This window comes from Acidobacteriota bacterium, assembly GCA_039030395.1.
Lineage (GTDB): Bacteria > Acidobacteriota > Thermoanaerobaculia > Multivoradales > JBCCEF01 > JBCCEF01.
In genome coordinates, this window is record JBCCEF010000001.1 from 199,535 (window position 1) to 213,539 (window position 14,005).

Sequence of the window (14,005 nt, forward strand, 5' to 3'; positions counted from 1 at the left end):
TTTCAGTCAACTACGGGATATCTGAGCGATGAGCGGGATGCCTCGGTCGTATAGGACGTTCCACTGCTGGCTCGGGGGAAACCCTGTTCGAGGCGAATTCTGCTCATCCGTACCGGGTAGCTCTTGCCAGGAAGAACCTCATCCACCACGTCGAGCATAAGCCTGCGCCTGGAAGCGTCGAAAGCTTCGTACTCAACACTCTCAACGTCAATCAGCTCCAAGTAAAACTTCGGCTTCCCGAACGGTCTCAAAAAGAACGAGATCACCCTGTTCGGAGACGATTAGTGGAGTCTGCATGGGAAAATTCCGGTCTTCGATTCAAGGGAACGCTATCCCAATCCTGCGAATCTGATCAACCTCCTCCTCGTCCCTGTCGATGCGTAGAGCCAGCGAAGAAACCGCCACCTGGAACTCGAGAGGAATACCCGTCCTGACCTCGACCGTCGAACTCGCTGGGTGCCAGACCAGAACATTGAAGTCAAAGCAGTCTACGTTCTGCGGGTCTTCGAGGTCCAGCCTCGCGACGTTCTCGATGACGAGAGTCCACCGATCCGCAGGTACCGCCAATCGAGCCATCGGACCCCATCGGGAAAGCACTCGGCGCTTCTCGGGCGCTCGCCCCAAAAAATGGGACCGCAACGACTCTTGTCTCGGGATCGTGGACGACCTCCGAGACACGAACCAGCAATCGTGGATCTCATCGGTCAGCTCACAAAGCTTCCCTTGCTGGTCCAGCAACGGGGCGAAGTTCATCGCCGCAGACTGTCGTAATCTCGAACCTCAACGACTCGACTATCTTCGATCCGGAAAACAAAGTCGTGTAGCTCCCACTCGCCGTCGTGTCGGTCTATGAGCCAACCCTTAGCCTCCAGCTCATCAGTCAGTGCACTCAATTCTTCGATTGGCGTTCCCACCCACGCTCGGTTGATGATCGTCAGCGCCCGCTCGCGGCGCTCCCAAAGTCGTTCCGCTTCAGTCTGAGCGTTGTCCAAGATCATGCCGGCGTCCAGCGAAAGAACGAACAGGTAGGCGTTCCCCAGGAGCGAGAGAGCAAGAAGCAAACCAAGAATCCCCTTCGCCATCGACATCTCCTCTGGCCTCACCCAACACGTAGGTGGACAGATTCGTCCTCACTCAGCAACAGCACTGCCTCGACCGCCCGACGAGCACCCGACCACACGGCCACAAAATCCGTAAAAGCGACATCGTAACCTTCGCTCACCAATAGGTCGAATCCCTCGACACCAGCTCTGCCGACGGCTTCCATGAACCTCCCAATTCGTTCCGCGCTCGCCAAGCGCTCTGCTCTTGAAATCACGGCGAACGGCGAGATCAGGTTGTCGGAGGTGTCCTCCCCAGCAGTCTGGACCAGCAGAAAGGGGAGGCGGTCGTCTCCGGTCAATGATCGATCGAGCAGAACACTTTCTACGACGCTTCGCTGCAACACTGCCTCGGAGGCCAACTCAAGACCCTGCTTCCGAGCCAGTTCTCTCAACCGAGCAGCAAGCTCGGCAGACTTCCCGCCACCTGGAATCTCGAAACTCCCATAAATGAAGTAGCTCATTTTCGTCGCTGACACCAAGAAACGTCTTTGCCGAGGATTGCCGCGTCATACGAGCTGTCGAAGCTACGCGAATTTCGCCGTTTCTTCCACCCGAAGGAACTCCGTCAGGTCAGGGTGATCTCCGTCTAGAATTCCGATCCACGAGGCTTCTACTTGCCAAATCTGGGCGCGTCAACTCTTTCAGCTCCAACGACTCCTCCATACGCTTCGCGACTTCGCGCAGCATGCGGCCAACCTCCGCAACAGAGTAGGCAGCCACAAGCGGAACACAACGCTCATCGCCGACCAGGTATTCAGATTCCCGTAGCTCCTGATTGACCGTGGCGAGGGTTTGAAGATAGTCCTCGATCGCCGCAGATAGTTCAGAGGTCGATTGGTTCGCCGGCCAGGTGCAGAAAGCGATACTTCGACTTGCTTGACGGGGCAGGTCCTGAAGACCTGCATGCCACCGAAGGAGTTCCTTAGTACGAGTACTGAGCATTGATATTGCCTCGGCGTGACATTGGGTCCAACGGGATCATGACCACTTCTTCCGGCACAGACAAGTCCCTAAAGAGCTTCTCCAAGCACGACTAGCTGTGCACTCGGCCATTTCTTCCCAATCAGCCTCGTCCTTCCGGATACTGGATCGTACATCTTTAGGTTGCCCAAGTGCTTCTCGCTACGGCTGTTGTAGAACAGGATCGTTCCGTCCGGCAGCGCAGAGGATTCGGTCACCACCCCCGAGAATGAGGCGACTGGCTCTCCCTTGTCCGTGGAGCCTTCTAGCTTCACGATGTCACCGCTGTTCTTGAAGAAGTAAGCGGTTCCGTCGGAGCAGGCGACACTAGAAACGCCATCCTGAATCAACTTGCCGCTCTGAGTGGCCCCGTCCCAAGCATAGAGATTTAGTGCCTCGGAGAAGAGGAAGCTGTCAGAAATACATCCTTGCTTTATGCCGTCCCAGCGACCGGTTACCTCACCAGATCTCTTGTCGATGAGGACCGATTCCAGGATCGCCCTGCTCTCAAAATTGAACCGATAGACAAACCGACGCGACTGGCTCTCCGACATCGCAAGATCGACGATCACGGAGTCCGCTGTCATCGTTTCATTGGCTTGGCCTCCAAGCTCTTCCCTCAGCTCTTCGTCCGTAAGTGGTCCGCTGATCGACGAGGTCCACGCCCCATTGCCGACGACAGCTAGCGACACGTCGCCTGTCGTCTGGCTAAACACCTTCTCAATTGCCAGCACCCTCCATCGCACACCTTGTTCACCCTCGCTACACGCCAGACCAACTAGCAGGAAAGTGCAGATTGACAGTCGGGCGATCTTCATTCTCTAGATCCTTCGGAGAATTACACTGACCCACGAAATACACCGCCACCGGCAGCATTCTCTCTTCTGGCCCTACTCGAACCGAAGGCTTTGAAGGATGGCCTCAGCAATCGTCTCCTGCTCACGCGACAGCCTAGGATAAGCGATGTGGAGCCTTTTAGGAAACCCAGATTCAAGCTGCACCAGGACCTCGCGCCCCACCAAACCATCACGGACCCAACGAATCGACCTAACATTCCGTCGATCAAGAATCTCTTTCACTTCAACGGCATCTCTTGGGGCATACTGCGGAAAATCTGGATGATCGCCGGCATAGATCGAAAGCAATACTTCATCATCTAGCTTGACCTTGTAGAGTGCGAAATCTTCAACGGGAGAAGAAAAGGTAACCACCGCCCGATGGGGTACCTGCATCGAAAAGCGCCAGCCCCGGAATTCACCAATCGCAGCGCTGACTTCCGCACCACCTTGCACGCCGAGCGCGGCCAAGGGGCTAGAGCCGAGAACGGTCGCCACCAGGAGAAATCGTATCCATGATGTCGATCTTGTCATCTTCATTCTGTCTTCTTTCCGCCTTACCCCTGTACGCAGGGGAGGACTGCGATGGCTTGAAAATGAAAGGCAAGTCCGCGAAGTTGATCAAAGAATGGTCCAAGGTGAGCGCAGCAATCCCGTTCCTACGAGAACCAGAAGGGTTGCTCCATCGATTCCCTGAACCCCCTCTAGCCTTCGCGGAAGCTAAGCACCACCAATGCATCGTCAACCCCCTCAGCTGTCAGGTACTGATGCCCACTCCGCTCAATCTTGAAGGCGTTTGTCAGACCCAAGCAGTTCTCCCATTCCTCGGAAGTAGCTTCCCACACCACTTCGGCCTCCTGATCTAAGCTGCCTTCGACCCTGAGTCTCTTCTCAAGAGGTTTCCGAACTCGAAGAAGGGTGAAGTTTGATATTCCCGTCACCTGGGCGCTACAGTCTTCAAGCAGGTCGATAGTCAGTTTTCGTCCCGCAGCCAACGCAGAGAACATTTCGACGACCGTTTCGAGGTCTCGAACCTCGTGCAGTTTGATTCGCAGGGTCGCACCATAGGCGCCTTCATAGAAGTCGATTGAGATCGTCAAAGCCTAAGTCCCTACTGATTGAGTCGGCGACAGAGACCTGGGAACCTCGAAACTCCCGCAGACGAATAGCTCACTCTCGCTGCATGACTCAAGGGAGAGTTCAACCCCACCTCACCAAGACGAGAGCCAAGAGAAGGATCGCACCTAGAACGAACGTCACCCTTAGCGCTCGGACTAACTGATTCAATTGAGGGTCATTAAGAGATCGATACTTCCCCCTCATGAAACGCATTATTCCGAAAGAAGTCTTGGGCGTGTTGTTCCTAAACATTCCGGGATAACCAAGCTCCTGCCACTCTGACGCATGATGAGTACGTAGTCTCCGAAGAAAGATCCAGTAGAGAATGAAGTGCGCCAGACAACAAGCCAACACCAAGTATGGCAAGAACACCCCCAAGGCCTGAGAGTCAAGAGGATTCGATATTTCGACCTCCTTTGATGGTCAGTTTCCAATCTCTACGGGAGTAGTAATCGTAATGCCGGCTCCGAAACCAACTCCTCCGCCAAAAGATAGACTTGACTGCCTGGCGCGAATGATACCATTGTCACATGCTTTTTTCGTCAGCATCAGAAAGCGGACTGTCGAAATCCCCAACCTCCAGCACTCGGCCATTACCAATGGCGAAAATGAAATCGTGAAGCTCCCAAAAGTCATCATACCGTTTGACGATCACTCCTTCGGCCTCGAATTCTCTTGCGAGTGATTCAAGATCTTCGACAGAACTGCCAGACCACCTATGGTTGATGACCCTCAGGGCAAACTGTCGCCGCTCCCGAAGGTCGTCATTCTTGGATCGTATATCGGTCAAGGCAGTCCCGTCATCTACGCAAACGAACATCAAGTAGCCGTTCAACGCCATAGACAAAACCAATACAAATAGTAGAATCTTAATCTTCATTTGAACCCCGATAAAAATGCGTCCTGTGCAAAGGTGACACATGTGTTCAGGCTGAAAGGATTCCAACTATACGGATCCGGCTTCTTCCTCTTTCTCTCCGCAAAATCTATGATCTTTTCTTCGTCAGCCCAGCCAAGGCAAAGCAAGTAGGGCTTGTAACCCTTGCCTGGCCCCCGCCGCAGAGAATCCTTCCCGTCATCACCCGGCTCAAGATCGCTCACACGAAATCGCCGCACCTCCCCACTGTCATCAGGGCCGTATCTCCCATAATCATAGTACCGGGTATTGCCCTGCTCGTCATACGTCAATACGCCTGCGTGATTCAACGGCTTCTTCCGGGCGCTGTTAGGAACAGGTACCTTGTAGCCGAGAAAATCAACAGTGCAACCACCGCGCCCGGAAGGATCAATATTGTTCACGGGATCTCCCTGAGTCTCTTCTCAAGAGGTTTGCGGACTCGATGAAGGGTGAAGTTTGATATTCCCGTCACCTGGGCGCTACAGTCTTCAAGCAGGTCGATAGTCAGTTTTCGTCCCGCAGCCAACGCAGAGAACATTTCGGCGACTGTTTCAAGGTCTCGACTCTCGTGAAGTGCTATTCGCAGGGTCGGACCATAGGCGCCTTCATAGAAGTCGATTGAGATCGTCAAAGCCTAAGTCCCTACTGATTGAGTCGGCAACAGAGACCTGGGAGCCACGAAAACTCCCGCAGACCAATAGCTCACTCTCGCTGCATGACTCAAGGGAGAGTTCAACCCCAGTTGACCATGACTAGCATCAAGAGAACAACAGTGGAAACCACGAACGAGACGTGGAGGGCTCGCGCCAAGCTCGTCAATTGAGAACCATTCAGTGAGCGGTGCTCGCCGCGCAAGTAGCGTAGGACTCCCCATGCCGTCTTGGGCGTATTATTCTTGAATACACCAGGAGAACCGATCTCCTGCCACTCTGACGCATGATGAGTACGGAGTCTCCGAAGAAAGATCCAGTAGAGAATGAAGTGCGCCAGATAACAAGCGATCACCAGGTATGGTAGAAACACCACCAAGGCCTGAGAGTCAAGAGGGTTCGACATTTCGCACAGCCACGGTCTACTCTCCGTCAGTCACTGTCCTGCCATTTCGCTTCCTGCAGCAACGTGCTCCAGAAGCCTTCAGGATCCAACTCAAGTCGGCCACGTATCGTCTGGGTCAGATCTCCCCAGTCAGCTCTCGACGCCACCACGTTGGAAAGTGTGAGCTGCATCTCTTTGCCGCCGTAACTAGTCTCTTCAAAGTGAGCCATGACATCGACTTTTAAATCCCCGCCCGTCCTGCGCTCCCAATCAATCTCTCCATCGCTGGCCCAATTGTACCCCGGAGAAAACATTGCCCAAATCTCCATCCCAACCGTGCACTCGCTGGGGACACGGCATGAGCCTCCAGGCGCTGCGTTGTCCCAAACCAGCCAAGCATCCGGCACCAATTCTTCGTCGATTTTGGTCCAGCCCCGCACACCCTTCCACCCGGCCTGCTTGCCGCCTTGTACATAGGCCAAACTTGCGCCTTCGCTTGTAGCAAAGCTCGCCTCCCTCGGATATCTGTAATATTAGTAATAGCTTGCTTAATGAACAAACTTTCCGTTCGAGAGTTCTACCAAGCGAACTGGCGACTTGCAACCAAGAACAAGGGAGACTGCGACAAGGCAGGGAAGTGCTCTTCTCATAGGCCAGACCCTCTGGGCGCAACTAGGCGCCCAAACTCAAATAATTGCTCGATGTTCCGGTAGACGCAGAAGACTCAGGCCTCACTATCCACCTCATCGGGCGCCACCTTCTCAAGCAAATCTCGCCAGAATTCCTTGGGATCATGCTCTCCATAGCTTCTCAATTTACTCACGAGATCTTCCGAAGGCACCCGGTCAGCGACAACGTTCAAAGCATTGAAGTCTAGCTTGCACCGTCCCTCATCGTTTTCCTGAAACGACAGCTCCAACTCGACTTCTAGATGCTCCGGAGAAATCTCACTCCACGCAATCATTCCCTCATTGGCCCAACAGAAATCCGGAGCAAACATTTGCCAGAGAACTAGGCCGGCCGCGCATTTCTCAGACACCTTGCAAGAACCTTCTGTCCTTCCATCGTCCCAAACCACCCAAACTTCAGGCCAAAGCTCCTCATCGACGGAGAACCAACCGCGGACTCCCTTCAAACCAGACTGATCGCCAGCCTGCACAAACATAGTCCGCCTCTCTCCTTTAGCTGCAAAATCCGCCTCCCTGGGGAAGCCATAATATCCACGTTCCCCAGTTCGCCTTTCGGTCAAAGTTAACTGTGGCTCGCATCCGAGCAAGGAGAAAAAAAGGATTCCTAGCATGAGTCTAACGCGCACGGCTACGGCCCTCCGAGGGTCACGAGCGAGCCGAACTGTAGATACTCAACAGCATAGGGCTGCTTAGAGTGCTTCTGAACGGAGACGTTGTGGGGAGCCTCTTTCAAGATCTCGCTCTCAACAGTCTGCAAGAGGCTTGGAGCGATCTGGGGCTTGTGGCTCCCAAAGGGCGTCGCTTTATCTGCTGCCCAATGAACCAATTCGTGCAAGAGTGTCGCCTGGAAGAGTTCATCTGAAAGCCCCAACGCGATTTCTAGCTCATTAAATATCTCGGAATTGTACTTTCCTCTGAAGAGATCTGTGTCGACGAGATCTACCTCATAGTCATAGCAGTACGACAGCACCTCATCGATATCGACGCCGTACTGTTCGAAGAACTCCTTGGTCTCCGGCTTGAGCTGTTCCCGAAGCTGCTCTTGCAGTCTGTACGCTCTGAAGACGTTGTTCCAGTTCTCCGCCCTGAACTTGACTGTTCCAGAGAAGTCAACGAAGTTGATGGGGTCGCCAGCTACGTAGGCATAGAGATTGGAATCCCGCCCCCCGAACAATAGGGGATCGCGGGCATTCCACCGACCGATCGACGGAACGTACTCGCGGGCTCCGAAGTGCAGCCATCCAGTATGGTGATCGTAGAGACCCCCTGCATAGCCGAAGGGCTGGAACCCGGGATTACTGTCCTGCAGAATTCGACCGTACTCATCGTAATCTAACCGCTGCTCGATCACTCCGGTGGCAGCATTCACTACGAGTCGTACGCTTCCTCGCAAGTCAGTGATCATTCGATACGTCGAACCGCCCCGTGTGAAGTAGTCCGGCACGTTTCCTCGCTCGCCATAGACAAAGCGCGACACGATGGCTCCTGCACCGTTGAGTTCGGCAACCGGACGGAGGAGATCTCCGTAGAGGAACCCTTGTACCAAGGATCCCTCGATCTTCTTGCCAACCCTTCGACCACTACCGTCAAGAATGTACTCAATTTCGATCCCATCGGGGAGAATCACCCTCCGAAGGTCCCCGAAGGAGTTGTACCCATACTGGACCGTAGCACCGCCCGTCGACTTAGAGCTCAGCTCTCCACTAGGTAGGTATGTATATGAAACACCTCCGTACGCGGTCAGGCGATCCTGGTCGTCATAGGTTGGAGAATTCACGGAGCCAAATGGGCCATCGTAGGTCAGCCGATCTCCGTTGGGTCCGTAGGAGTAGGACGCCAGCAGAACACCGTTCTTGGAGACCGTCTCCAAGCGACCCACCACGCTGTACCCGTAGATGAACACATCCGTGGTTCCACCGATTGCTTCGTGCGCCTCGATGATCCTTCCAGCCTTGTCCCGAGATATGACTTCGTATCGGTACAGCTCGCTGCCACCGAACTCTGCTGACCACGTCTCTACCTCACCGAACGGCGAGTATTCGGTATCGGTCGAGACAGAGCCCAGTGTCGCCCCCTTGACAAAACCGGTCGTTGCCGAGCGCTGGAGATCCAGTGCTCCAACTTTCTCGAGAAGTCCGTCGTCGTCGTACTCCAACAGAATCGTATTTCCCCCGTTCACAGACTCTGTAATGACTCGAAAATCATCATCGAATGTACGCGACACGGATCCACTTACTGGACCCGACCAGGCGGTCTGAGTGGGAAGAAATCCATCGGCGGTATAGAAGACTTCCTGCCCTAGCCGAGGCCCTGCGATGGACTTCAGCCGACCCGTGTCAGACCAGTACGAGTACGTGAGTACATCCTGTGGAGATGACTTCGTTTGCAAACGGCCCATCACGTCGTATTCTAGATCGATTTCGAGACCTCCAGCTCGCGTGATCGCATCGAGGCGTCGGTCTTCATCAAACTCCATACTGCTGGCCTCGAGATCTCCCCCGAGGGTGGGAGGAGTGTAGAGATTTGGAAGCTCGTCCGAGGTGTACTGGAATTTGTGCGTCGGACGACCCGGAGGCGTCAATTCAGTGAGATTCCCATCAAGGTTGTAGCGGAAGCTAACGAAGTTTCCGTCGGGTAAGATCTGAGTGATCGGTCGTCCATCGTCGTCGTACTCAAGTGTAGTGACTCGCAGCATCGGATCAGTGACGGTTTCAACTCGCCCCTGGTCGTTGTAGCCGAAGACGATCTCTCGGCGGTGATCGCCCACTCCTTGCCAGACACGCTCCAAGTTTCCTTCATCGTTGTAGGCGATAAACACCGGAAGCAGGCCCGGAATGCGAGTCTCAATCGGACGACGCTGGTCGTCAACTTTCAAGACGACTTCGCGGCCCTCTGGACTGGCCATAGTGATCGTCCGAGTGGACGCTTCCCATATGCGAGTTACGGAGTGACCATTGACCGTCATGGTATCCGCAGTGGCCGTCACCGACAGTGGATCGAGGGGATCAGAGAGCGTCACAGAGCGACTATGTGAGGCGTTGCGAGTACGGCCACCTGGTGTCGTGGTCGTCGATGCCGAGATTATGGCCGAAGACATTCCGAATCGTGGGTCGCCGCTCGCCTGCGTTGTCGTGACCGTTCCATCTGGGGAGATCACCTCACTGCGTCCATCGGGCAGTCGGTAGCTGGTCACCGGAAAGCCCGCTGGGTCCGTCCGAGTCCGAACGGTCGCGCCGGATCCCCGCCGATCGACGTGGTACTCCGTTCCCAAACCAGTCGGCGAGGTCTGGATTACCCGGTAGTCCTCTTCCAGGCCGAAGCGCGCCAGGGTCTTGGCGGTTCCCGCGCGGTTGACGGCTCGTTTCAGGTGGCCGGTTTCGGTGTACTCGTAGCGGGAGGTATTGCCGCGAGCGTCGGTGTGTTCTTCGAGGAGACCGTCTTCGGTGTAGCGGAAGGACTGTGCCCGACCCGCGGGCGTGGTGACACTGGAGAGCCAGCCGTTTTGGTCTTCGCCCAGCTCGGTGCGGTGGCCGTATGGACCGACGATCGCCAAGACGACATCACCAGCGCGTTCGATCGTCGTCACCAGGCCATCGGCATCGGTCACGGTGACCAAACGCCCCTGCGCGTCGTAGCCGAATTCCCAGAGCACGGCTCCAGTGAGGCTGTCGATGGTGCGCAGATGGCGGCCTTTGCGGCTGAAGATGTAGACCTCGGTCCCCGCGGGATTGGGGATGCGCAGTTCGTCGCCATCGTAGCCCGGCAGTGGCTCGCCGACTTCGAACACGGCGGCGAGATTCTCATCCGCGACCGACAATGTGCCGAGGGGCGTTTCCAGAACGCCCCACAGGGAGAGGAAATCAGCGTTGGCGGCTGGGATGCCCGCCACCAGCGGATCGGCGGTTCCGCCACCGACAGCGGTGTTAATCCGTCCGTCACTGCCAACGGACAAGATCCGGTCGCTTGCAGATATCAATACCGTTCCGTCGCGCCGGACGGAAACATCCTTGGGAAACGGAACACCTGCTGACACGGCGGGGCCACCTTCTCCAGAGAAACTGTCCGACCCGTCCCCCGCGAAGGTGGTAATCACTCCCGACGGGCTGACCTTGCGCACTCGGTGGTGGCCGCTATCGGCGATGTAGAGATTGCCCATGCGGTCCCGCGCCATGCCGCGCGGAAGGGAGAGCTTTGCATCGCGAGCCCGTCCGCCATCGCCCAGGCCGGTCGCCATGGGGTCGCCGACTTCGCGTTCGATGAGTCCATCCGGCGTTACGCGCAGGACCATGCCGTTGCCGGAGTCGGTGACCCAGAAGCCGCCGCCGGGGATCGATTGCACGCCTGAGGGTGTTCGCAAGCGAACACTCGTCGCCGGGCAGCCATCGCAGGCAAAGGCCGAGGTCTCGGTATCGCGCACATCGGAGACCGGACGATCCACCGCAAGGTCCAAGAACTGATCGAAGCAGTCGCCGGCCACCGTGGAGATCACCCCATCGGGCGCCACCCGACGCACGCACTGGTTGCCGCCTTCGACGATTAGGACGCTGCCATCGTCCTCGACAGCCACATCGAAGGGATTGGACAGCGGAGCTTGCTGGGCTTGACCGCCATTTCCACATTCCGTCGCCGTATCGCCGAGTTCGCGATCCTCACAGCGGAGCCCGTTGCCGGCGAAGGTGGTGATGATGCCGTCCGCTGACACAGCCCGCACCCGATTCGACGAGGCATCGGCCAGGTAGAGGGTGCCGTCCGGGGCCAAGGTCATTCCCCGCACTCGCCGTACTCGCGCCAGTTCCGAGGGTCCGAAGTCGCCACTCGACCCGAACAGTCCTGTACCGACGGCGCGGCGCGAAGCGACCCCGAAGGGCTGCGGTGTACGGCGACCACCCGTGCCGAGGTAGAGGGATCGCGCATCGGGGTTGTAGGTGTGATGCGGCGTCAGGGTCCAACCGGCCAGACCGATTCCCCGGGCGTCCCACTGCGTAGCAGGGACGCCGAGCGCCGTCAGCGTGGTCTCGCGATTGCGATCCAGGCAGACCTCGCTCGTCCCGCGGCGGATGCCTCCAAAGTTGCCACCCGCTTCGCTGAAGCGCTCCCAGGCCCGCTCGAAGTCACCCGATGAGCCGCTCGAGTACGCCAAGCCGTAGCAGAAGCGCTTGAGAATGCGCACGGGCCGATCGCCCTGCAAACTCTGGCCGTAGCCATTGGTGCCGTCCCACGAGAGCTGGAGAAACTGCCCAGGGACCGGTGGAAAGGTACGGTGGAGATACTGTCCGGCCATCTGGAAGGTGACCTCGGCTCGCAGCAGCGACGCCGGCACCGTCGGCCCGGTCACTCGGACCGTGAGGATCTGACCGTCCCTTCGACCGGGCGTGCGATCGGAGGTGTAGTGGAGCGCCATCCCCGTTCCTGGAATGGCGACCGACTCGCCCAAGATCTGGTTCTGGCACTCGATCACCGAGCCACCAGTGCAGTCCGGTTCGGCTTCCTTAGGATCGTTGCGGGGATCGTTCTCGTCCTCTGGATCCACCGGGTCGTTGGGATCGACATCGTCCGAGTCGTCGCCACCCTCGTCGTCATCCTTCGGCGGCAGTTCGAAGTCGGGCGGCGGCTCCCACGGCCAGTTGAAGTCCCACGGCGTCAGATGCGGAATCGGCACGCGCCAGAGCGAGGTGCCCAGGGCGAACCGTCCCGCCAGCTCGATGCGCTCGGCATCGGTGACTCCCAACGCCGCCAGCGCTGTCGCGCCCGCCGGCTGGCCGCTGCCGTCGAGGTCCAGTTCAGCGCGACCCTGCCCATCCACCGAAAGGACTTCGATGACGAGGCCGTTATCCGACCCCACCCACGCCGCCTTCTGGCGGTCGTAGTACCCCGCCGGCACCGGCTCGCCCACCGGAATGTCCAGGAAGTTCTCTTGATGAAAGATGAGCGGCTGACTGAACCGCACTTCCGTCGCCCCGGCGACGATCGCCTCATCCGCAGAGATCTCGCCCGCCCAGGTGTAGGCGGTGGTGGGCGGCAGATCCGCCGGCATCGCATCCGGCCCCGTTGGGCCGACCGTGAACTCGGTCACGCGCAAATTGGCCGAGGGGAGCGCCTGCACCGTGCCGTCCGGGAGCACCATTTCCGCATCGGTTCCCGCCGGCATGACCAGGATTGGGCAGCGGGTGCCGTCCTCATCGGTCACTTCCGTGCCCACCGCCACCTGCTGCGTCCCCGCATTGGAACTGACGGTGGTGACCGCGGGATCGATCGGCGTCAGCACCGCATCCGGTGCCCACGCGAAATCACGCCAGGGCGCCTCCAGACGACGCTGGAGCGGAAGGTAGCCGTCTTTCTCATAGGTCACCACCACCTCATCGCCTCCGGTCACCGCAAGATCGAAGACGCCATCGGCGCGGGTCAGCGTCTCGCCGAATTCGGGATGACCATGGCAGGTGATGCGAACCCCCGGAACCGGAGCGCCGGTGAGCGACAGCACACGTCCCCGCAGCACCGCCACGGTACGGTCGCTCAAGGTCCCGGGGGCGACACCCGTTTGGATGGGATTGGGACCGGTGGTCAGAAACTCGACTTCCTCGGCGAAATCCGTCGCCGTCGTCGGGTCGAGGGGCGGTGCCACTTCGGGTGGATTCGGCGGCAGAGTGACACCTTGACCCGGCACCGTGACCAAAGCGCTTCCACTGGTGTTTCCCGCGCAGTCCTCCTGCTCCAGGGAGATCGCATCGCCCGCCGCTCCGGCCAGCTTCAACAGAAACGAGCCATCGAGCCCCGCCATGGTCTGCCCCGAGCCACCCGGTCCAGTGGCGGTCACCAAGGCTCTCGGCTCGGCGGCATCCGGGCCACCGGAGACGCTCGCCTGCGAGCCATCGAAGGTCACCGTCACCCGCGCCGTGTCCACGGCCAGCGGGATCCCCACATCCACCGAGAACGCGACCGACGCCATCGAGGCGAAGTGTCCTTCCACATCATCCACCGTCGCCACCAGCGAGATCGCGCCTTCGGAGAGATCCTCCAACAGGGTGCAGTCCATGCGACCGTTCGCCGCCGAGCAGCTTCGCGTCAGGGCATCGCCGTTGGCGACGAGCGACACCGTGTTGACATCCGGCTCCAACCCCACCGGACCGCCATACGAAAGGGCGACTGGCGGCCGGGTATCCGAAATACACCCGCCTGATGGTGGCTCCAGAAAGGCGATGCTCAGACTTGGAAAGCGATTGCTCCAGGCGGAGGTGTCCCCGCTCTCGAATCCGTCTCCGAAGATGAGCGAGCCCGGCGGCACCGTCTGTGCCTGGAAGGTGCCCGCTGGAGCAAGGAGGAGCAGTCCGAGAAGTAGGGTCCAAAGCAAGAGTCGAATTCGCGGCA

Annotated in this window: 11 protein-coding genes; all 11 read right to left on the reverse strand. The window is 58.0% G+C overall.

Annotated features, from left to right (window positions below; genetic code table 11):
- Positions 1 to 318 precede the first annotated feature (318 nt).
- Positions 319 to 576, reverse strand: a complete 258-nt coding sequence (locus AAF481_00755) for a hypothetical protein (GenBank protein MEM7479675.1) — start codon at positions 574 to 576, stop codon at positions 319 to 321.
- A 173-nt stretch (positions 577 to 749) separates the two neighbouring features.
- The gene (locus AAF481_00760; GenBank protein MEM7479676.1) at positions 750 to 1,082 is read right to left on the reverse strand and encodes a hypothetical protein; all 333 of its coding nucleotides are present in this window, start codon (positions 1,080 to 1,082) and stop codon (positions 750 to 752) included.
- 17 nt (positions 1,083 to 1,099) lie between these two features.
- Complete coding sequence (locus tag AAF481_00765) at positions 1,100 to 1,564, reverse strand: hypothetical protein (protein MEM7479677.1); 465 nt, start codon at positions 1,562 to 1,564, stop codon at positions 1,100 to 1,102.
- Positions 1,565 to 2,113: 549 nt separating this feature from the next.
- Complete coding sequence (locus tag AAF481_00770) at positions 2,114 to 2,881, reverse strand: hypothetical protein (protein ID MEM7479678.1); 768 nt, start codon at positions 2,879 to 2,881, stop codon at positions 2,114 to 2,116.
- Between the two features lie 72 nt (positions 2,882 to 2,953).
- Positions 2,954 to 3,397 carry a hypothetical protein gene (locus tag AAF481_00775; protein MEM7479679.1) on the reverse strand — a complete coding sequence of 148 codons (444 nt, stop codon included), beginning with the start codon at positions 3,395 to 3,397 and terminating at the stop codon, positions 2,954 to 2,956.
- A 206-nt stretch (positions 3,398 to 3,603) separates the two neighbouring features.
- The gene (locus AAF481_00780) at positions 3,604 to 3,999 is read right to left on the reverse strand and encodes a hypothetical protein (GenBank protein ID MEM7479680.1); all 396 of its coding nucleotides are present in this window, start codon (positions 3,997 to 3,999) and stop codon (positions 3,604 to 3,606) included.
- A 545-nt stretch (positions 4,000 to 4,544) separates the two neighbouring features.
- Entirely contained in the window at positions 4,545 to 4,898 is a 354-nt protein-coding gene (locus AAF481_00785; protein MEM7479681.1) for a hypothetical protein, read from the reverse strand.
- Complete coding sequence (locus AAF481_00790) at positions 4,895 to 5,317, reverse strand: hypothetical protein (GenBank protein MEM7479682.1); 423 nt, start codon at positions 5,315 to 5,317, stop codon at positions 4,895 to 4,897. Before AAF481_00790 ends, AAF481_00785 begins: the two co-directional genes overlap by 4 nt.
- Positions 5,318 to 5,998: 681 nt before the next feature.
- Positions 5,999 to 6,433, reverse strand: a complete 435-nt coding sequence (locus tag AAF481_00795; protein MEM7479683.1) for a hypothetical protein — start codon at positions 6,431 to 6,433, stop codon at positions 5,999 to 6,001.
- A 242-nt stretch (positions 6,434 to 6,675) separates the two neighbouring features.
- Positions 6,676 to 7,116 (reverse strand): hypothetical protein, encoded by a 441-nt coding sequence (locus AAF481_00800; GenBank protein ID MEM7479684.1) that lies wholly within the window; start codon positions 7,114 to 7,116, stop codon positions 6,676 to 6,678.
- A 152-nt stretch (positions 7,117 to 7,268) separates the two neighbouring features.
- Complete coding sequence (locus tag AAF481_00805; protein ID MEM7479685.1) at positions 7,269 to 13,454, reverse strand: RHS repeat-associated core domain-containing protein; 6,186 nt, start codon at positions 13,452 to 13,454, stop codon at positions 7,269 to 7,271.
- Positions 13,455 to 14,005 lie beyond the last annotated feature (551 nt).